Source organism: Streptomyces sp. MK7, assembly GCF_032658145.1.
Taxonomy (GTDB): domain Bacteria; phylum Actinomycetota; class Actinomycetes; order Streptomycetales; family Streptomycetaceae; genus Streptomyces; species Streptomyces spiralis.
Genome location: NZ_JAVACL010000005.1, coordinates 297,346 through 317,039 on the forward strand (window position 1 = coordinate 297,346; position 19,694 = coordinate 317,039).

The window sequence follows — 19,694 nt, forward strand, 5'->3', positions numbered from 1 at the left end:
GGCATCGAGAACTTGAACCGGCCGCTCCACCCCTCCCGCCGGCGCGCACCCCGCCCACCGGCGCGCACCCCGCCCACCGGCGCGCACTCCGCCGAACAGTCCGCCGACCGCCGCCGCCGCCGCCGAAGGGAAACGGAACCTGCTGGTAACGGAAACGTCACGCTTGCGGGACCTTGCAGAAATCTTCTTGCAACTCCTTTCGCAAGGACTTGCAGGCTTGCTACTTTCCTCCCGCGCCCGGCGGCCGTCGATTGGGACAGACGGCACCCGCGGTCCTCCCAAGGGATGATCCGGGCAACCCTCATCTAGGAGCTCATATGCGACGTGGCATATCGATCGCCGCCGCGGTCACCGTGATCGCCCTCTCCGCCACCGCCTGCGGCAGCTCGGACGACAACGCGTCCAGCAAGCCGAAGGACCCGAAGGACGTCTCCGGCACGATCACGTACTGGGACACCTCGGACGCGGCGACCGAAGCCCCGACGTACAAGGCCCTGATCAAGCAGTTCGAGGCCAAGTACCCGAAGATCAAGGTGAACTACCAGAGCGTTCCGTTCACCGACGTCGAGCAGAAGTTCAAGTCGGCCGCCAAGAGCGGCAAGGGCGCCCCGGACGTCGTGCGCACCGACGTGGGCCTGATGGCGGAGTACGCCTCGCTGGGCTACATCGCGCCCCTCGACGGCACGCCCGCGCTGCAGAACGCCTCGGACTTCAACTCCGGTCCGATGAACACCGCCAAGTACAACGGCAAGACCTACGGTGTCCCGTCGGTCACCGACACCCTGGGCCTGCTGTACAACAAGGACCTGTTCAAGAAGGCCGGCATCAGCAAGGCGCCGGCCACCTGGGACGAGTTCATCGCCGACAGCAAGACCATCAAGCAGAAGACCGGAACCTACGGCACCTACGTCAACCCTGACGCGTACTTCCTGCTCCCGCTGCTCTACAGCAACGGCGCCGACATGGCCGACACCTCGGCCAAGAAGATCACCATCAGCGACGACAAGGCCGTCACCGCCCTGACCACCGCGAAGAAGATCTACGACGAGGCCTCGATGAAGGTCGACTTCGCGAACGCCTACCAGAACATGCAGACGGCCTTCAAGAACGGCAAGGTCGCCATGCTGATCCAGGGCCCGTGGTCGGTCAGCGACGACCTGACCGGCTCGGCGTTCAAGGGCAAGGAGGACAACCTCGGCTACGCGCCCGTCCCGGCCGGGGCCGGCGGCCAGGCCCAGGCCCCGACCGGCGGTCACAACCTCGCGGTCTACCAGGGTTCCAAGAACCTGGACGCCGGCTACCTGTTCACGCAGTTCATGACGTCCACCGCGAGCCAGGTCACCATCGCGGAGAAGACCGGCACCCTGCCGACCCGTAAGTCGGCGTACACCTCCGAGGTCACGTCGAACGCCAAGATCGCCGGCTTCAAGCCGATCCTCGAGCAGACCGCCCGTCCGCGCGTCGCGCTCCCGCAGGTCGGTTCCCTCTTCACGCCGCTCGCCCAGAACTACGTGAAGATCCTCCAGGGCGACGAGTCGGTCAAGGCCGGGCTGGACGCCACCGCCAAGCAGTTCCAGCAGCTGCTGCCCGGCTACTCCATCGGCTGACCGGGCCTGTCAGCAGCCGGACGGTAACCGAAGGACACGCAGCCCCGGGGACACCTTTCCCCGCTGCCGCCCCCGAACGGGGCTCCCCGGGGCTGCGGGAGCCACCAGACTTCTGCCGCGAAAGAGCCGATGAGGATGACGACCGCAGCGAGCACCGGACAGAACCACCAGACAGCGCGAGGCGACCAGTCCCCGCGCCCCGCACGCGTTTCGGCGCTCAGGCGGTCCTGGGACAAGTACTGGTACGCCTGGGCCATGGTGACGCCGGTCGCCGTCGTGATCGCCGTACTGGTCCTCTATCCGCTGGGATACGGCTTCTACCAGTCGCTGACCGACGCCAACGAGTCGAACGTCGCCACCACGATCGGTGCCTTCCACCGCCCGGCGACCTATCGCTTCGTCGGCCTCGACAACTACTGGCACATCCTGTCGGGCGCGGACAGCGACTTCTATCCGCGCCTGATCTGGACGGTCGTCTGGACCGTCTCCTGCGTCGCCCTCCAGGTCGGTCTCGGCCTCGGGCTCGCGGTGCTCCTCAACCGCAAGATGCGGCTGCGGAGCTTCTACCGCGCGATGCTGATCCTGCCCTGGGCCGTCCCGTCGTTCATCGGCGTCTTCGCCTGGCGGCTGATGCTCAACTCCCAATACGGCGTCTTCAACGACATCATCACCGCCGTCGGGCTGCCCGAGCAGAACTGGCTCGGCACGCCGCTCGCCCAGAAGATCGCCGTCATCATGGTGAACGTCTGGATCGGCATCCCCTTCAACATGGTCGCCGTCCTCGGTGGCCTGCAGTCGATCCCGAAGGAGCTGTACGAGGCGGCCGAGATGGACGGCGCCTCTCCCTGGCAGCGCTTCGTCAACGTCACCCTGCCCGGCCTGCGCCCGGTGACCAACACCGTGATCCTGCTGGGCTGCATCTGGACGTTCAACATGTTCAACGTCATCTATCTGCTGCTGGGCAACAACACGACCGGTGACACCGACATCCTCGTCACCTTCGCCTTCCGCAAGGCCTTCACCGGCGTCTCGGACTACGCGGGAGCGGCGACCTACGGAATCATCATCCTCGCCCTCCTGATGGCCTTCTCGACGTTCTACCGCCGCAGCACCCTGAAGTCCGAGCAGGCGTAAGGAGCCTCGTCATGACCGCAGCAACGCACGAGAGCGCCGCGCACGCCCGCTCCGCCACGCGGCCCGCCTCCGCCCCGCACGCCCGCAGGACGCGCGGCCGGGAGGAGCGCGGCCTCGGCGCCTCCCTCGCCCTGCACGGCACACTGATCCTCGCGACCGTGATCGCGGCCTTCCCCGTGGTGTGGATCTTCTTCATCTCCCTGGGCCCGAAGAACGCCTGGCAGCAGCCCAGCGACGTGCTGAAGGACCTCAGCTTCCACAACTACAGCGATGTGCTGGCCCATTCGGACCTGCCCAAGTGGTTCCTGAACACCGTCATCGTGGCGGGCGGCACCACCGTGCTCGGGGTGTTCCTCGCGGCGACCGCCGGCTACGCGGTGTCCCGGATGAGGTTCCCCGGCAGCAGGCAGCTGATGTGGACCTTCCTGGTCACCCAGATGTTCCCCAGCATCGTGCTGATCGTGCCGCTGTACCTGCTGATGTCCGAGCTGAACCTGCTGGACAACTACCTGGGCCTGATCCTGGCGTACGCGACCACGGCGGTGCCGTTCTGCGCCTGGATGATGAAGGGCTACTTCGACACCATCCCCAAGGAGATCGACGAGGCGGGCCGGGTGGACGGCCTCACCCCGTTCGGCACCTTCTGGCGGCTGATCGTGCCGCTGGCCAAGCCGGGCCTCGCCGTGACCGCGTTCTACAGCTTCCTCACCGCCTGGGGAGAGGTCGCCTACGCCACGCAGTTCATGCAGTCCGACCACTACACGCTCGCGGTCGGCATCCGCACCTTCGCACAGGACCAGCGGCCCGACTGGGCGTGGACCTCGGCCACGGCGATCATCATCACCATCCCGGCGGCCATCGTCTTCATGCTCGTGCAGCGCAGCCTGGTCTCCGGTCTGACCGCCGGTGGCACCAAGTCCTGACCGCCGGCCCCGCCGGGCGGAAGCCCCGCCCGGCCACCACTCGTTAGCAAGCGCTTCCGTCGTTCCCCCCGCATCCTTAAGGGAATCCATGACCCAGCACGTCACCGACGCAGTCCCCACCGACGCCTCCTCCGCCGCCTCCGGGCGCCGGGAGTGGTGGCGCGACGCGGTCATCTACCAGGTGTATCCGCGTAGCTTCGCCGACGGCAACGGCGACGGAATGGGCGACCTGCCGGGCATCCGCGCCCGGCTGCCGTACCTGAAGAAGCTGGGAGTCGACGCCGTCTGGCTCTCGCCGTTCTACGCCTCCCCACAGGCGGACGCCGGCTACGACGTCGCCGACTACCGGGCCGTCGACCCGATGTTCGGCACCCTCACGGACGCCGACGACCTGGTCCGCGAGGCACACACCCTGGGTCTGCGGGTCATCGTCGACGTGGTGCCCAACCACTGCTCCGACCAGCACGAGTGGTTCAAGCAGGCATTGCGCGAGGGGCCCGGTTCGCCGCTGCGGGAACGCTTCCACTTCCGGCCGGGCAAGGGCGCGAACGGGGAACTGCCGCCCAACGACTGGGAGTCGATCTTCGGCGGCCCGGCCTGGACCCGGACCGCGGACGGCGAGTGGTACCTGCACCTGTTCGCTCCGGAGCAGCCCGACTTCAACTGGGACCACCCCGCCGTGCACGACGAGTTCCGCTCGATCCTGCGGTTCTGGCTGGACCTCGGCATCGACGGCTTCCGCATCGACGTGGCGCACGGCCTGGTCAAGGCGCCCGGCCTGCCGGACATCGGCCGCGAGGAGCAGGTCAAGCTGCTGGGCACCGAGGCCGTCCCCTACTTCGACCAGGACGGCGTGCACGAGATCTACCGCGGCTGGCGGCGCATCCTCGACGAGTACCAGGGAAGTGAACTGGGGCCCGAAGGGCCTTCCTCAGAAGGGCGGTGGCGGGCGACGGGCGGGCGGATCGCCGTCGCCGAGGCGTGGACGCCGACGGTGGAGCGCAGCGCCCTGTACATCCGGCCCGACGAGCTGCACCAGGCCTTCAACTTCTCCTATCTGACCACCGGCTGGAACGCGGCCGACCTGCGCGACGTCATCGACCGCTCGCTCAGCGCCATGAACGCCGTGCACGCGCCCGCGACCTGGGTGCTCTCCAACCACGACGTGGTCCGGCACTCCACGCGCCTCGCGGAAGGGGACGAGGCGCGTGGTCTGCGCCGGGCCAGGGCGGCGACGCTGCTGATGCTGGCGCTGCCCGGCTCGGCGTACCTCTACCAGGGCGAGGAGCTCGGCCTGCCCGAGGTCGTCGACCTGCCCGACGAGGTCCGCCAGGACCCGGCGTTCTTCCGCAGCTCGGGCCAGGACGGCACGCGGGACGGCTGCCGGGTGCCGCTCCCCTGGTCGGGCCAGGAGCCGCCGTTCGGCTTCGGTCCGGTCGCGGGCGGCCCCAGCTGGCTGCCGCAGCCCGCCGACTGGCGGCATCTGACCGTCGAGGCGCAGGACGGCGACCCCACCTCCACGCTGGAGTTCTACCGCAGCGCGCTGGCGGTGCGCCGCGAGCACCCCGCGCTCGGCGCCGGCCGCCAGATCACCTGGCTGGACACTCCCGAGGGCGTGCTGGCCTTCCGCCGCGACACCGGCGAGGGGTCCTTCGTCTGCACGGTCAACCTCACCGCCTCGCCGGTCCCCCTCGCCACACCAGGCACCCTGCTCCTCGCCAGCACCGATGTCGAGCCGCGCGCCGGGACCACGCTGCTGCCCGCTGATTCCACCACCTGGTGGGCAGTCTGACATGCGACCGGTACAGTCCAATCCTGTGACCACACGGCTTGCCGACATCGCTGCTCAGGCGGGGGTGAGCGAAGCGACCGTCAGCCGCGTCCTCAACGGGAAGCCGGGCGTCGCCGCCACCACCCGCCAGTCCGTGCTGGCCGCGCTCGACGTCCTCGGCTACGAGCGCCCCGTCCGCCTACGGCAGCGCAGCGAGGGCCTGGTGGGCCTGATCACCCCGGAGCTGGAGAACCCCATCTTCCCGGCTCTGGCGCAGGTCATCGGGCAGGCACTGACCCGCCAGGGCTACACACCCGTGCTCGCCACGCAGACCCCGGGCGGGTCCACCGAGGACGAGCTGACCGAGATGCTCGTGGACCGCGGGGTCGCGGGGATCATCTATGTCTCGGGGCTGCACGCGGACACCACCGCCGACATGACGCGCTACGAGCGGCTGCGGGCGCAGGGCGTGCCGTTCGTGCTGGTGGACGGGTTCTCGCCGAAGGTGCAGGCCCCGTTCATCTCCCCCGACGACCGCGCGGCGATGACGCTGGCGGTGACGCATCTGGTGTCGCTGGGCCACACCCGCATCGGGCTGGCGCTGGGACCGAAGCGGTTCGTGCCGGTGCAGCGCAAGATCGAAGGCTTCGTGCGGGCCATGCAGGAGCAACTGGACCTGTCTGCGGACGTCATCGAGTCCCAGTTGGTCCAGCACTCGCTCTACACCCTGGAGGGCGGCCAGGCCGCCGCGACGGCGCTGATCGAGCGCGACTGCACGGCGATCGTCTGCGCCAGCGACATGATGGCACTGGGCGCGATACGGGTGGCCCGGCAGCGCGGTCTCGAGGTCCCCCGGGACGTCTCCGTCGTCGGCTTCGACGACTCGCCCCTGATCGCCTTCACCGACCCGCCGCTGACGACGATCCGCAAGCCGGTGCCGGCGATGGGCCAGGCGGCCGTGCGCACCCTGCTGGAGGAGATCGGCGGGACACCGGCGCCGCACAGCGAGTTCGTGTTCATGCCGGAACTGGTGGTACGCGGCTCCACGGCATCGGCCCCCGGGGACCGCAACCGCGCCTAGGACATGCGATCCGGACCCGACCGGGGGATGATCTGCGCAAGAAGTCTTTTCTGGCAGACTCTGTGCCCATGGGTGACACGACGGCGACGCGACCGGAAGGCCCGGAACTCCAGGCCCTTCCCCACCCCGCCACGGACGGCACCCCGCCCACCCTCACCCGGCGTCTGCGCACCCCCCGCCACCCCCGGCTGTGGTTCGAGATCCTGCTGATCGCGGTCAGTTACTGGACGTACTCGCTCATCCGCAACGCGGTTCCGGAACAGCGGGCGAAGGCGCTGGGCAACGCGGACTGGGTCTGGCGCGTGGAGCACCAGCTGGGCATCGCCGCCGAGCAGACGATCAACCATGCCGCCGACTCGGTGACTTGGCTGATCATCGGAATGAACTACTACTACGCGACGCTGCACTTCGTGGTCACCGTGGGCGTGCTGGTCTGGCTCTACCGCAGCCACCCGGGCCGCTACTCGGCGGCACGCCTGGCCCTCTTCGCCACCACGGGAGTCGCCCTCCTCGGCTACTACCTCTTCCCCCTGGCGCCACCGCGCCTGATGACCGGCGGCCGCTTCATCGACACCGTGCAGGTCCACCACACGTGGGGCTCCATGGCCTCCGGCGACCTCAAGCACATGTCCAACCAGTACGCCGCGATGCCCTCGATGCACATCGGCTGGTCCCTGTGGTGCGGGCTGACGCTCTTCGCGCTGACCGCCGTCCCCTGGGTACGTGTCCTCGCGGTCCTGTACCCCGCGGCCACCCTCCTCGTCATCGTCGCGACCGCCAACCACTTCTGGCTCGACGCGGTGGGTGGCGTGCTGTGCCTCGCCGTCGGCTTCACGGCGGCCCGAACCTGGTACGGGGCGCTGCCCCACGCCCTGCCGCGGAGGGCTTGGCAGCCGGCGAGAGCGTAGGCGGCTTGGCGGTGCACCTGCGTGGGGAGCTACGTCGGCACGGCGCTGCCCGCAGCCAGGTACAACCCGCAGCCGCGCGACGGCGGGAGTGGGGCGTGGGGTGGGGCGCGGCCCGCCGCGTACCGCGGTCCCTCCTCCGCCCACCACGCTCCTCCGGGCCGTATGTCCGTGTGCGGCGGGCCGGCCCCACCCCCACGCTCCCGACCCACCCACACCCCGTAGGCGCGCCACCCACACCCCGTAAGCGGACCGCGCACCACACCCCGTAAGCGCCCGGCCCAACCCGTAAGCGCCACCCCGCGCCCCTACGTCCCGTAGAACAGCTCCTCCACAACCCCCCGAGCCAGCCGCGCCGTCCGCCGGTACGCGTCGAGCATGTCGCCCACATGCCCCGGCCCGTACCCGAGATACCGCCCCACCGCGGCCAGCTCCCGCGGCTCGGAGGGAAACGTGTCCCCTGCCCGCCCCCGCACCAGCATCACCGCGTTCCGCACCCGCGTGGCCAGCACCCAAGCCTCGTCCAGCGTCGCCGCGTCCTCCTCCGACACCAGCCCGGCCCCCCGCGCCGCCGCCAGCGCCTCCCGCGTCCGGGTCGTCCGCAGCCCCGCCACCTCGGCCCCGTGCCGCATCTGGAGCAGCTGCACCGTCCACTCCACGTCCGACAGCCCACCCGGCCCCAGCTTGGTGTGCAGCTTGGGATCGGTCCCGCGCGGCAGCCGCTCGGCCTCCATCCGGGCCTTCAGCCGCCGGATCTCCCGGACCGCGTCCTCCCCGAGCCCGCCCCGCGGGTACCGCAGCGGATCGATCAACTCCATGAACCGCCGCCCGAGATCCTCGTCCCCCGCCACCGGCTCCGCCCGCAGCAGCGCCTGCGACTCCCACACCAGCGACCACCGCCGGTAGTACGCCTCGTACGAGGTCAGCGTGCGCACCAGCGGCCCGGACTTCCCCTCGGGCCGCAGATCCGCGTCGACCAGCAGCGGCGGGTCCGCGCTCGGGATCTGCAGCAGCCGCCGCATCTCGGCCACCACCCGGTTCGCCGCCTGCGCGGCCTCCCGCTCGTCCACCCCCTCCCGGGGTTCGTGCACGAACAGCACGTCCGCGTCCGACCCGTAGCCCGGCTCGTGCCCCCCGAACCGCCCCATGCCGATGATCGTGAACCGGGTGGGCAGCGTGTCCCCCCACCCCCCGCGCACCACCGCGCGCAAGGTGCCCGCCAGCGTCGCCGCCGTCAGGTCCGACACGGCGCCGCCGACGAGGTCCACGAGCGCTCCCTGGTCGGCCTCGGCGGGCTGGGCCTCGGTGCCGTAGGAACCGACGATGTCGGCGGCGGCCGTACGGAACAGCTCCCGCCGCCGCACCCCGCGCGCCGCCGTGACCCCCTGCTCGGCGCTCTCGGCGCGGCCGACGGCCGCCAGGATCTCCTGCTCCAGCTGGGCCCGCCCGCGCGGTTCCAGACCGCCGCCGTCACCGCCCCCGTCGCCGAGCAGCGCCACCGCCTCCGGCGCGCGCATCAGCAGGTCGGGGGCGAGCCGCCCGGCCGACAGCACCCGGGCGAGGTTCTCCGCCGCGGCCCCCTCGTCCCGCAGCAGCCGCAGGTACCAGGGGGTCTTGCCGAGCGCGTCGGAGACCTTGCGGAAGTTCAGCAGCCCCGCGTCCGGATCGGCGGAGTCCGCGAACCAGCCCAGCAGCACGGGCAGCAGGGTGCGCTGGATGGCCGCCTTCCGCGTGACACCCGACGCCAGCGCCTCCAGGTGCCGCAGCGCCGCCGCCGGATCGGCGTATCCGAGCGCCACCAGCCGCTCCCGGGCCGCCTCGGGACTCAACCGTGCCTCGCCCGGCGCGAGTTGGGCGACGGCGTCGAGCAGCGGCCGGTAGAAGAGCTTCTCGTGCAGCCGCCGTACGACGCCGGTGTGCCGCTTCCACTCGCGGGTGAGCTCGGCGACGGGGTCGGCGCGCAGCCCCATGGACCGCCCGAGGCGCCGCAGGTCGGCCTCGTCCTCGGGCAGCAGGTGGGTGCGGCGCAGCCGGAAGAGCTGGATGCGGTGTTCCAGCAGGCGCAGGAAGCGGTAGGCCTCGCCGAGCTGCACGGCGTCCGCGCGGCCGACGTAACCGCCCGCGGCGAGGGCGAGCAGCGCGTCCAGCGTGGTCCCGCTGCGCAGCGAGGCGTCCGTGCGCCCGTGCACCAGTTGCAGCAGCTGAACGGCGAACTCGACGTCCCGCAGGCCGCCCGGACCGAGTTTGAGCTCGCGCTCGATCTCGGCGACGGGGATGTTCGCGACGACCCGGCGGCGCATCTTCTGCACGTCGGCGACGAAGTTCTCCCGCTCGGCGGCCTGCCAGACCAGCGGCTCGAGGGCGGCGACGTACCGCGCGCCGAGCTCGGCGTCCCCGGCGACCGGCCGGGCCTTGAGCAGCGCCTGGAACTCCCAGGTCTTGGCCCATCGCTGGTAGTAGGCGACATGGCTGCTCAGCGTGCGCACCAGCGGACCGTTCCTGCCCTCGGGCCGCAGGTTGGCGTCGACGGGCCAGATGGAGCCCTCCACCGTGGTCTCGGAGCAGATCCGCATCATGTGCGAGGCGAGCCGGGTGGCCGCTCGCAGGGCCGCCTGCTCGTCCCCGCCCTCGACGGCCTCGCCCACGAAGATGACGTCGACGTCGGAGACGTAGTTCAGCTCGTGCCCGCCGCACTTGCCCATCGCGATCACGGCGAGCCGGCACAGCGCGGCGTCCTCCGGCGCGGCGGCGCAGGCGATGCGGAGCGCGGCGCGCAGGGTGGCGGTGGCGAGGTCGGCGAGTTCGGCGGCGGTCTCGGCGACGCCGGTGGTGCCGCACACGTCGCGGGCGGCGATGGACAGCAGGCAGCGGCGGTAGGCGACGCGCAGTGAGACGGGGTCCCCGGCCTCGGCCAGTCCCCGCTCGAACTCCTCCAGGCCGGGATGCAGGTCCCGCGGCTCGTAGGTGACGAGAGCGTGCCAGTCACCGGAGTGCCGGGCGAGGTGGTCGCCGAGCGCGGCGGACGCGCCGAGCACGCCGAGCAGCCGGTCGCGCAGCGGTTTGGCCGCTATCAGCGTGTCGAGCAGTTCCCGCCGGCCGGTCGGGGAGGGCTGCGCCTCCAGCATCCGTACCAGCCCGCGCAGCGCCAGGTCCGGGTCGGCGGTCGCGCCCAGCGCCTCCAGCAGGACCGGGTCGTTCCTTATCGGCGCGAGCTCGGGGCCGTCCAGCAGCCGCTCGGCGGCGGAGGCCTCGGTGAAGCCGTGCCGCAGCAGCCGCGTGAAGGTACTGCTCCTGCGCCCCGGCGCCGTCATCCCGGCCTCCCATCGGATCAAGTCCTCGGACCAAGGACGTCCTGGCCAGAGCCTAACCGCAGCGAGCGGCACCGGCTGCGGCGACGGCCACGACTTTTCGCCGCACGCCCCGCACCGGAACGGCGTGCGCCGAGGCGGCTCGCGCGGGAAGGACCCCGTGCGGACCGGAAGCGGCCGGCCGGGCACCGGACCCGCTCCCCCGGACACCGGGACACTCCGCCAGACGCCGGATCCGCTCCAGCGGATGCCGGGCGACAGCCCGCCTCGCGGCAGCAACGCACCCGGCAGCAGCCCGCCCCGCCGTCCCGTCCGCCTCACAGCACAGCACGCCCCGCAGCAGCAGTTCACCCGGTCTTCATCCGCCGGGCCGGGCGGCGTGGGGCCGGCGCATCTTGGCGTGTGCACGCTCTGGACGCACCGCCGACCCCGCTCTTCCACCGGAGGTTGATGTGTCCGGCAGTTCCGTGTTCCGCCGCGGCCGTGCCGCCCTGGCGTCCACCGTCGCCCTGGCGGCCGCCGCCGTCGGTCTGTGGTCCGGCCTGGGCGGCTCCTCGCCCGCGCAGGCCGCGACCGGGGTGCCGACCCCGGACCACGTGGTCGTCGTGGTCTTCGAGAACCACGCCTACAGCCAGGTGATCGGCTCCTCCAGCGCCCCGTACATCAATTCGCTGAAGTCCGGCGGCGCCAACCTCACCCAGTCCTACGCCATCACCCACCCGAGCCAGCCGAACTACTTCGCCCTCTTCTCCGGCTCCACCCAGGGCATCACCGACGACAGCTGCTACACCCCCGGCTTCTCCTCGGCCCCCAACCTCGCCTCCGAACAGCTGGCCGCGGGCCGCACCTGGGCCAGCTACAACGAGTCGCTGCCCAGCGAGGGCTCGACCACGTGCAGCAGCGGCAACTACGCCCGCAAGCACAACCCGTGGTTCGGCTTCAGCAACGTACCGACGTCGTCCGCGAAGACCTTCGCGCAGTTCCCGGCGGACTACTCGACGCTGCCGCAGCTGTCCTTCGTGATCCCCAACCTGTGCAGCGACATGCACGACTGCTCGGTCTCGACCGGTGACACCTGGCTGAAGAACAACCTGGGCGCGTACGCGACCTGGGCGAAGACCCACAACAGCCTGCTCGTCGTCACCTTCGACGAGGACAACAGGCTCAGCGGCAACCGCATCCCGACCGTCCTGTACGGCCAGCCGGTGACCCCCGGATCGAGCAGCTCGACCACGTACAACCACTACGACCTGCTGCGCACCCTGGAGGACACGCAGGGTCTGACCACGCACGCGGGCAACGCGGCCTCCGCGCACGACATCACGGGCATCTGGGCGTCCTGACGTGTACGTAGCGGACAGTCGCGCGCGGACGTCCGCTGACGGTGCCGTCCGGCCTGCGGCCGGGCGGCGCCGTACCGCGGTCGCTCCTGCCGTCCTCGCCCTCGGGGCGGTCAGTCTGATCACGGACGTGTCGTCCGAGATGGTCACGGCCGTGCTGCCGTTGTACCTGGTCAGCGGGCTGGGCCTGTCGCCGCTGGGCTTCGGGCTGCTGGACGGCGTCTACAACGGCTTCTCGGCGCTCGTACGGCTGGCCGGCGGGCATCTCGCCGACCGGGGCGGCGGGCGGCACAAGTGGGTCGCCGGGTTCGGGTACGCGCTGTCGGCGGTGTGCAAGCCGTTGCTGCTGGTGGCGCACACGCTGACCCCGATCGGGCTGATCCTCGCCGTCGACCGGACGGGGAAGGGGCTGCGGACGGCCCCGCGGGACGCCCTCATCTCACTGTCGAGCACGGCCGAGTCGCGGGGCCGGGCCTTCGGTGTGCACCGGGCGATGGACACGGCGGGCGCTCTGCTCGGCCCGCTGGTGGCGTTCGGGATCCTGCGGGCCACCGTGGACGGCTACGACGCGGTGTTCACCGTCAGCTTCTGCGTGGCCGCGCTGGGCGTGCTGGTCCTGGTGCTGTTCGTACCGGGCGGTCGCGGCGGCGCGGTCCAGGGCGGTCGCGGCGGCGCGGTGCCGGGCGGTCACGACGGCGCGGCACCGGGTGAGCGCAGTGCCGTGGTACCGGACGGGCTCGGTGGCGCGGCGCCGGAAGTCCCGGCCCAGCGGCCCACGCTGCGCAGTGCGGTGGGGCTGCTGCGCGGCCGTGCGCTGCGCCGGATCAGCGTGTGCGCGCTGCTGCTGGGGCTCGCCACGGTGAGCGATTCGTTCGTCTACCTGCTGCTCCAGCACCGGCTCGGCGTCCCGGACCGCTGGTTCGCGCTGCTCCCGCTCGGCACGGCGGGCGCCTTTCTGCTGCTGGCGATGCCACTGGGCCGGCTCGCGGACCGGGTGGGCAGGTGGACGGTCTTCCTGGGCGGACACGGGGCGCTGCTGCTCGCCTACGCGCTCCTGCTCACCTCGTGGCACGGCACGGCCCTGCCGTATCTCGTCCTCGCCCTGCACGGCACCTTCTACGCGGCCACCGACGGGGTGCTGATGGCGGCGGCCTCGGAGGGGGTTCCGGAGGCCCTGCGCTCGTCCGGGCTGGCCCTGGTGCAGACCGGGCAGGCGGCGGCCCGGTTCGCCTGCTCGCTGCTGTTCGGCGCGGCCTGGACGGTGTGGGGCGACCGCTCGGCGCTGGCCGGGGCGGCCGTGGTGCTGGCCGTGTGTGCCGCGTTCTCCTTCACCCTGCGTCCGAAAGGCCCCGTGACCGCATGACCGTCCGTACCCGCGTCCTGATCCTGGTCTCGGCCGTCGCCGTGCTGGCGGCGGCCGGCCTGGCGTCCGTGCTGCACGCCTCGGCCCGGGCGGACCGCCGCGACCACACCCAGGCCGGCGGCCCACGGGTCGCCCCGGGCACGGTCACACTGACCGAGCACGGGCGGATGGTGTTCCGCAACATGGCCTGGGGTCCGCACCGCGACGAGCTGGCGACCGTCCCGGCCTCCGACCCCTCCGGCCCGCGCACCGCCTCGGGCGTCAAGTGCCTGCGCTTCTACGCCGCCTCGGGCACCGGGGTGTGCCTGCAGGCGGTGCACGGCCCGGTGTCGGACACCTACCGCGCCCTGATCCTGGACGCGCATCTGAGGACGAGGGCTCACTACACCGTCCCCGGCATCCCCTCCCGGGCCCGCGTGTCCCCGAGCGGCCACTTCGCGGCGTGGACGGCGTTCGTGGGCGGCGACTCGTACGCCGGCACCGACTTCTCCACCCGGGCGGCGATAGCGGACGTACGGACGGGCCGCCTCATCCCCACCCTGGAGAAGTTCCGGATCGTCAAGGACGGCCGCCCGTACCGGGCGGCGGACGTCAACTTCTGGGGCGTGACGTTCGCGGCGGACGACCGCACCTTCTACGCGACCCTGGCCACGAAGGGTCAGACCTACCTGGTCCGGGGCGACCTGCGCACGAACACGCTCACCACGCTCCTGCCGAACGTCGAGTGCCCGTCCCTCTCCCCCGACGGCACCCGCATCGCCTTCAAGAAGCGGGTCCAGGGCCTCCCCAAGGACGCCCCGTGGCGCCTGTACGTCCTTGACCTGCGCACCATGCACGAGACCCCGCTGGCCGAGGCCAGGAGCGTGGACGACCAGGTGGTGTGGCGAAACGCCCGCACCCTCGTCTACGCCCTGCCGGGCGACTACGGCGCCGACCTCTACGAGATCCCGTCCGACGGCACCGGAACACCCCACCGCATCAGCGAGGCGGCGCTGTCCCCGGCGTTCGTCGACTGAGCCGGCCCCGCCCCACCCCTACGAGTGGACCTTGCCCGTACCGGTCACGAAGCACCACGATCCCTTCTACGGTGCGATGTGTCGCGATACGACGTGTGTGACGGGAGGGTGCGGATGCCGGTGGACGGTGAGGCGGTCCGGCTCGGCAGCAAGGCGGAGGATACGGACGAGCCCGGGTGGGAGGTGGACCCGGACGACGAGTGGGGCATCGCCGTGGTCGCCACGGTGGGACGGCAGTTGAAACTGCGGCGCGAGGCGGCGGGAATGCGGGCCGCCGAGTTCGGGAAGGCGGTCGGGTACGGCGAGGACATGGTCTACAAGATCGAGAGTGGCAAGCGGATCCCGCGGCTCGACTATCTGGACACGGCGGATCAGGTGCTGGGCGCGGGCGGTCTCGTCTCCGCGACGAAGGAGGACGTGAAGAAGGTCCGGTATCCGAAGAGGGTGCGGGATCTGGCGCGGATGGAGGCCAGCGCTGTCGAGATCGGGCTCTACAGCACCCATAACATCCATGGCTTGCTCCAGACCGAGCCGCACATGCGCGCCCTGTTCGATGTCTGGCTGCCCGCCCACACCGAGGACGAGACCGAGCGCATGGCGGCCGCGCGGATGGCGCGGCGCGCGATCTTCGAGCGGTCACCGGCGCCGACGCTCAGCTTCGTTCGGGAGGAGGCGACGCTGCGGCGGCCGGTCGGGGGCACAATGGTGTGGCGTCAACAGCTCGAACGCCTGCTGAAGCCCGGGGCGTTGCGCAATGTGTCGATCCTGGTGATGCCGACCGGCTGCGAGGACCACGTCGGCACCGGCGGGTTGATCGAGGTGCTGAAGTTCCCCGACGGAAGCGCCGTGGGACGCTCCGACGGGGCGTTCAACGGACGACCTGTGACCGATCCGAAGCAGCTCAGGATCCTGGAGCTGCGCTATGGCATGATCCGGGCCCAGGCCCTCACGCCCCGGGAGTCGCGGGCCTTCATCGAGCGATTGCTTGGAGAGTCAGAGTCATGATCCGCTCCTCACTCGACCGGAACACCTCGGCCTTCGCATGGTTCAAGAGCAGCTACAGCAGCAGCGGTGACGGCAACGACTGCGTGGAGGTCGCCATAACCCCCACCACCATCCACATCCGCGACTCCAAGAGCTCCCAGGGCCCCCGCCTCGCCGTCGCCTCCGGTGCGTGGGTCGAGTTCGTCGCCTTTGTGGGCGGCTGAGTCCGGGCCGCGGCCTGGCGAGAGGCTGCTCGACGACGCAGTCACCCTGGCACCGCTCGACGTCACGGCAGTGGAGTCGCCTTCCTGCGCCGAGCGAGCCGGCGCCGGGCCACCCAGAGGCTACTCAGGATCAGCGACGCCGCTCCCGCAACGGCCCAGCCGACGGATCCTCCCTCGCGGTGGGCCTTGAGTCCCAGCGCCAACAGCATTCCGCCCGCCGCCAGGCCCATCAGGTCGTGGAGGATTTCCGTCCACCTCGTGACCTTCGAAACGTTGAACACGCTTGATCATGGCAGGGGACCGTGCCCGCCGCCAAGGGGAGCCACACGCCAGGACCTGTGCCGCCGCACGCGCCGGGGCTGACGGTCCGCGACCGTCGGCCCCACCCGCCGTACCAGCGGGAAACCCGCCCTGACCTGCCCCTACAGCACCGGCAGATGCTTCCGCAGCTCGTACGCCGTGACCTCGGAGCGGTACTCCTCCCACTCCTGCTTCTTGTTGCGCAGGAAGAAGTCGAAGACGTGTTCGCCGAGGGTCTCGGCGACCAGGTCGCTGTTCTCCATGAGGTACAGGGCCTCGCCGAGGTTCTGCGGGAGGGGTTCGATGCCCATCGCGCGGCGCTCGGCGTTGGACAGGGCCCAGACGTCGTCCTCGGCGCCGGGCGGGAGCTCGTAGCCCTCCTCGATGCCCTTCAGGCCGGCGGCGAGCAGGACGGCGTAGGCCAGGTAGGGGTTGGCGCCGGAGTCGAGCGAGCGGACCTCGACCCGGGCCGAGCCCGTCTTGCCGGGCTTGTACATCGGGACGCGGACCAGGGCCGAGCGGTTGTTGTGGCCCCAGCAGATGTAGCTGGGGGCCTCGCCGCCGGCGCCCGCGGTGCGCTCGGAGCCGCCCCAGATGCGCTTGTAGGAGTTGACCCACTGGTTGGTGACCGCGGAGATCTCGGCGGCGTGCCGCAGCAGGCCCGCGATGAAGGAGCGGCCGACCTTGGAGAGCTGGTACTCGGCGCCGGACTCGTAGAACGCGTTGCGGTCGCCCTCGAAGAGGGACAGGTGCGAGTGCATGCCGGAGCCGGGAAACTCCGAGAACGGCTTCGGCATGAAGGTCGCCTGGAGGCCCTGCTCCAGCGCCACCTGCTTCATGACCAGGCGGAACGTCATGATGTTGTCCGCCGTGGACAGGGCGTCGGCGTAGCGCAGGTCGATCTCCTGCTGCCCCGGCGCGCCCTCGTGGTGGGAGAACTCCACCGAGATGCCCATCGACTCCAGCATCGTGATCGCCTGGCGGCGGAAGTCCATGCCGATGTTCTGCGGGGTGTGGTCGAAGTAGCCGGAGTTGTCGGCGGGCGTGGGACGGGTGCCGTCGACCGGGCGGTCCTTCAGCAGGAAGAACTCGATCTCCGGGTGTGTGTAGAAGGTGAAGCCCAGGTCGGAGGTGCGCGCCAGGGCGCGCTTGAGGACGTAGCGGGGGTCCGCGAAGGACGGGGAGCCGTCCGGCATCAGGATGTCGCAGAACATGCGGGCGGTGCCGGGGGCCTCTGCGCGCCAGGGCAGGATCTGGAACGTGGACGGGTCGGGCTTGGCGATCATGTCGGACTCGTAGACCCGGGCGAAGCCCTCGATGGCGGAGCCGTCGAAGCCGATGCCCTCGTCGAAGGCCTGCTCCAGCTCGGCGGGTGCCACGGCCACGGACTTCAGGAAGCCCAGCACGTCCGTGAACCACAGGCGTACGAACCGGATGTCGCGCTCCTCCAACGTCCGGAGCACGAACTCCTGCTGCTTGTCCATCTTCCGCTTCCCCATCCTTGCTGGTCAGGCCGCCTGTGTCCGTACGTCGTCACGGGAGGCGGTCGGGCACCCAGGGCATCACACCACATCACCGTTTCACACGCGTTGCGCGGCTTGATCGTCCGGCTGTCGCCGGTTCGAACGTCTCGCGTACGGCGGGTGCACGGCGGGTGTACTGCCCTGCGCCCATCTTGCCCCCTGAGCAGCGCTTCCGTAACGGCCGAGGCCCGGCCCGGCTGAGCGAGACGTGGAGGAAACGTGAGCGAAACCACGCCCGTTTAATTTGCATCTGAAATGCAAGTTTCCTTAGCGTTTCGATCAGACGAGCGATCGAGCCTTCGAGGAGTTCCACGATGCTGTCCGAACAGTCCGCAGCCACCGTCCGCGCCACCCTCCCCGCCGTCGGCGCGGCCATCGGCGAGATCACCGAGCGCTTCTACGCCAAGCTGTTCGAGGCCCACCCCGAGCTCCTGCGCGACCTGTTCAACCGCGGCAACCAGGCCTCCGGCGCCCAGAAGCAGGCCCTGGCCGGCTCCATCGCCGCCTTCGCCACGTACCTGGTGAACAACCCCGACCGGCGTCCGGACGTGATGCTCCACCGCATCGCCCACAAGCACGCCTCGCTGGGCATCGTCCCGGAGCAGTACCCGATCGTCCACGAGCACCTGTTCGGCGCCATCGCCGAGGTCCTCGGCGACGCGGTCACCGAGGAGGTCGCCGCCGCCTGGACCGAGGTCTACTGGCTGATGGCCAACGCCCTGATCGCGATCGAGAAGCGGCTGTACACGCAGAGCGAGCAGACCGGCTGGCGCGAGTGGAAGGTCGTCGAGCGGGTCGAGGAGACCGCCGACGTGGCCACCTTCAAGCTGCGCCCGGTCGACGACGGCCCGGTCCCCGGCTACCGCGCCGGCCAGTACGTCTCGGTCGGCGTCACGCTCGCCGACGGCGCCCGGCAGATACGCCAGTACAGCCTGACCGCGGCCCCCGGCTCGGCGGAGCGGCAGTTCGCGGTCAAGCGGGTCGCCGGCGACGCCACGGCCCCCGACGGCGAGGTCTCCAACCACCTGCACGCCCACGTGCGCGAGGGCGACGTCCTGCAGCTGTCCGCCCCGTACGGCGACCTCGTCCTGGAGGACACCGACGCGCCGCTGCTGCTCGCCTCCGCGGGCATCGGCGTCACTCCGATGATCGCCATGCTGGAGCAGCTCGCCCTGGCCGGCCACAGCGCCCCGGTGACCGTGGTGCACGCCGACCGCTCCCCCGCCTCGCACGCGCTGCGCACCGACCACGCGGCGTACGCGGCCAAGCTGCCCCAGGCGGAGACGGCCTTCTTCTACGAGCAGTACGACGAGGACGCGGCGGGCTACGGCCGGCCCGGCCTGGTGGACCTCGCCGACGTCGAGGTGGCGCCCGGCACGCAGGCGTACCTGTGCGGTCCGCTGCCGTTCATGCGGGCGGTGCGCGAGCAGCTCATCGCCAAGGGCGTGGCCCCGGCCGACATCCACTACGAGGTCTTCGGCCCCGACCTGTGGCTGGTCCAGGCCGCGGCCTGACCGAAAGCGAAAGCGGAAGGCTCAGGGGCCGGCCGGGGCGGTGCACCGTCCCGGCCGGCCCCTGCGGGTTCCCTGGCGCGTTTCCCTGCGCGTTTCCTTGCGTGTTCCCTGTTCCCGGCCGGGGCGCCGGAGCGCTCAGGAGGTCCGCCGGGTGCTCGGCAGCCCCAGCAGCAGCGGGCCCGTGGGATCCGCGACCATGTCGGCGACCGTGAGCGGGTCGAGCGCGGCGTAGAACGCCTCCTGGGCCCGGCGCAGGGCGCCGCGCAGGCGGCAGTCGGAGTTCAGCGGGCAGGGCGCGGTGCCCTCGCAGTCGGCGACGTCGCCCTCGCCCTCCAGGTCCCGCACGATCGCGCCGACCGAGGCGTCGCGGCCGGCCTCGGTGAGGCTGAGTCCGCCGCCCCGGCCGCGGCGGGTCTCGAGCAGCCCGCGGTGCTGGAGTTCGGCGACGACCTTCGCGGCATGCGTGTACGGCACGTTCATGTCCGCAGCGACCTCCCGGGTCGTGGGGGTCGACTCGCCGGCGACGGCGAGCCGCATCAGAACGCGCAGCGCCATGTCGGTGGAGCGCAGCAGCCGCATACGGCCAGCGTAGGGTAATCGGAATCTACGCTTCAACTTTTTCGCTGTCTCCCCTGGCCCCACCGGCCCCACTACCATCAGCACGTTCACCACACCTGGCCGTCCCCCGACCCGAAGGACTT

15 protein-coding genes are annotated in these 19,694 nt (G+C 71.0%); 12 read left to right on the forward strand and 3 right to left on the reverse strand.

Going from position 1 to position 19,694, the window contains the following annotated elements; translation table 11 throughout:
- Positions 1 to 317 precede the first annotated feature (317 nt).
- From R2S09_RS10105 to R2S09_RS10130, 6 genes are all read left to right on the forward strand, one after another.
- Entirely contained in the window at positions 318 to 1,607 is a 1,290-nt protein-coding gene (locus tag R2S09_RS10105; RefSeq protein WP_316740475.1) for an extracellular solute-binding protein, read from the forward strand.
- A 135-nt stretch (positions 1,608 to 1,742) separates the two neighbouring features.
- The gene (locus R2S09_RS10110; RefSeq protein WP_306189241.1) at positions 1,743 to 2,741 is read left to right on the forward strand and encodes a carbohydrate ABC transporter permease; all 999 of its coding nucleotides are present in this window, start codon (positions 1,743 to 1,745) and stop codon (positions 2,739 to 2,741) included.
- An 11-nt stretch (positions 2,742 to 2,752) separates the two neighbouring features.
- Positions 2,753 to 3,664 (forward strand): ABC transporter permease subunit, encoded by a 912-nt coding sequence (locus R2S09_RS10115; RefSeq protein ID WP_316740476.1) that lies wholly within the window; start codon positions 2,753 to 2,755, stop codon positions 3,662 to 3,664.
- Positions 3,665 to 3,752: 88 nt separating this feature from the next.
- Complete coding sequence (locus tag R2S09_RS10120; RefSeq protein ID WP_306189243.1) at positions 3,753 to 5,456, forward strand: glycoside hydrolase family 13 protein; 1,704 nt, start codon at positions 3,753 to 3,755, stop codon at positions 5,454 to 5,456.
- A gap of 25 nt (positions 5,457 to 5,481) precedes the next feature.
- A complete protein-coding gene (locus R2S09_RS10125) occupies positions 5,482 to 6,516 on the forward strand; it encodes a LacI family DNA-binding transcriptional regulator (protein ID WP_306189244.1) in 1,035 nt (344 codons plus the stop codon).
- 68 nt (positions 6,517 to 6,584) lie between these two features.
- On the forward strand, positions 6,585 to 7,424 hold the full coding sequence (locus R2S09_RS10130; protein WP_306189245.1) for a phosphatase PAP2 family protein: 840 nt from the start codon (positions 6,585 to 6,587) through the stop codon (positions 7,422 to 7,424).
- Between the two features lie 305 nt (positions 7,425 to 7,729).
- On the opposite strand, the gene R2S09_RS10135 is transcribed toward R2S09_RS10130, so the two are convergent.
- Positions 7,730 to 10,732, reverse strand: coding sequence for a bifunctional [glutamine synthetase] adenylyltransferase/[glutamine synthetase]-adenylyl-L-tyrosine phosphorylase (locus R2S09_RS10135; protein ID WP_316740477.1), 3,003 nt, complete (start codon positions 10,730 to 10,732; stop codon positions 7,730 to 7,732).
- A 449-nt stretch (positions 10,733 to 11,181) separates the two neighbouring features.
- Between R2S09_RS10135 and R2S09_RS10140 the strand changes: the two genes are divergently transcribed.
- The 5 genes from R2S09_RS10140 (at position 11,182) to R2S09_RS10160 (ending at position 15,656) form a co-directional block, all read left to right on the forward strand.
- The gene (locus R2S09_RS10140) at positions 11,182 to 12,072 is read left to right on the forward strand and encodes an alkaline phosphatase family protein (protein WP_316740478.1); all 891 of its coding nucleotides are present in this window, start codon (positions 11,182 to 11,184) and stop codon (positions 12,070 to 12,072) included.
- 1 nt (position 12,073) lies between these two features.
- Positions 12,074 to 13,432, forward strand: coding sequence for an MFS transporter (locus tag R2S09_RS10145; RefSeq protein ID WP_316740479.1), 1,359 nt, complete (start codon positions 12,074 to 12,076; stop codon positions 13,430 to 13,432).
- On the forward strand, positions 13,429 to 14,448 hold the full coding sequence (locus tag R2S09_RS10150; protein WP_316740480.1) for a TolB-like translocation protein: 1,020 nt from the start codon (positions 13,429 to 13,431) through the stop codon (positions 14,446 to 14,448). Before R2S09_RS10145 ends, R2S09_RS10150 begins: the two co-directional genes overlap by 4 nt.
- Before the next feature lie 114 nt (positions 14,449 to 14,562).
- Positions 14,563 to 15,453: a helix-turn-helix transcriptional regulator gene (locus R2S09_RS10155; protein WP_316740481.1), complete on the forward strand. Its 891-nt coding sequence runs from the start codon at positions 14,563 to 14,565 to the stop codon at positions 15,451 to 15,453.
- Positions 15,450 to 15,656, forward strand: a complete 207-nt coding sequence (locus R2S09_RS10160; RefSeq protein ID WP_306189251.1) for a DUF397 domain-containing protein — start codon at positions 15,450 to 15,452, stop codon at positions 15,654 to 15,656. The genes R2S09_RS10155 and R2S09_RS10160 overlap by 4 nt, the downstream gene beginning before the upstream one ends.
- Positions 15,657 to 16,078: 422 nt before the next feature.
- Here the strand turns inward: R2S09_RS10160 and R2S09_RS10165 are convergent, their stop codons facing one another.
- Positions 16,079 to 17,440, reverse strand: coding sequence for a glutamine synthetase family protein (locus tag R2S09_RS10165; protein WP_306189252.1), 1,362 nt, complete (start codon positions 17,438 to 17,440; stop codon positions 16,079 to 16,081).
- Between the two features lie 353 nt (positions 17,441 to 17,793).
- Between R2S09_RS10165 and R2S09_RS10170 the strand changes: the two genes are divergently transcribed.
- Entirely contained in the window at positions 17,794 to 18,993 is a 1,200-nt protein-coding gene (locus R2S09_RS10170; protein ID WP_316740482.1) for a globin domain-containing protein, read from the forward strand.
- A 135-nt stretch (positions 18,994 to 19,128) separates the two neighbouring features.
- Here R2S09_RS10170 and R2S09_RS10175 read toward each other — a convergent pair whose 3' ends face one another.
- Positions 19,129 to 19,572 carry an Rrf2 family transcriptional regulator gene (locus R2S09_RS10175; protein WP_306189254.1) on the reverse strand — a complete coding sequence of 148 codons (444 nt, stop codon included), beginning with the start codon at positions 19,570 to 19,572 and terminating at the stop codon, positions 19,129 to 19,131.
- Between the last annotated feature and the right edge of the window lie 122 nt (positions 19,573 to 19,694).

Coding starts and splice junctions, on each gene's coding strand:
- R2S09_RS10105 (WP_316740475.1), top strand. CDS start 318: ATGCGACGTGGCATATCGATCGCCGCCGCGGTCACCGTGATCGCCCTC.
- R2S09_RS10110 (WP_306189241.1), top strand. CDS start 1,743: ATGACGACCGCAGCGAGCACCGGACAGAACCACCAGACAGCGCGAGGC.
- R2S09_RS10115 (WP_316740476.1), top strand. CDS start 2,753: ATGACCGCAGCAACGCACGAGAGCGCCGCGCACGCCCGCTCCGCCACG.
- R2S09_RS10120 (WP_306189243.1), top strand. CDS start 3,753: ATGACCCAGCACGTCACCGACGCAGTCCCCACCGACGCCTCCTCCGCC.
- R2S09_RS10130 (WP_306189245.1), top strand. CDS start 6,585: ATGGGTGACACGACGGCGACGCGACCGGAAGGCCCGGAACTCCAGGCC.
- R2S09_RS10135 (WP_316740477.1), bottom strand. CDS start 10,732: ATGACGGCGCCGGGGCGCAGGAGCAGTACCTTCACGCGGCTGCTGCGG.
- R2S09_RS10150 (WP_316740480.1), top strand. CDS start 13,429: ATGACCGTCCGTACCCGCGTCCTGATCCTGGTCTCGGCCGTCGCCGTG.
- R2S09_RS10155 (WP_316740481.1), top strand. CDS start 14,563: ATGCCGGTGGACGGTGAGGCGGTCCGGCTCGGCAGCAAGGCGGAGGAT.
- R2S09_RS10160 (WP_306189251.1), top strand. CDS start 15,450: ATGATCCGCTCCTCACTCGACCGGAACACCTCGGCCTTCGCATGGTTC.
- R2S09_RS10165 (WP_306189252.1), bottom strand. CDS start 17,440: ATGGACAAGCAGCAGGAGTTCGTGCTCCGGACGTTGGAGGAGCGCGAC.
- R2S09_RS10170 (WP_316740482.1), top strand. CDS start 17,794: ATGCTGTCCGAACAGTCCGCAGCCACCGTCCGCGCCACCCTCCCCGCC.
- R2S09_RS10175 (WP_306189254.1), bottom strand. CDS start 19,572: ATGCGGCTGCTGCGCTCCACCGACATGGCGCTGCGCGTTCTGATGCGG.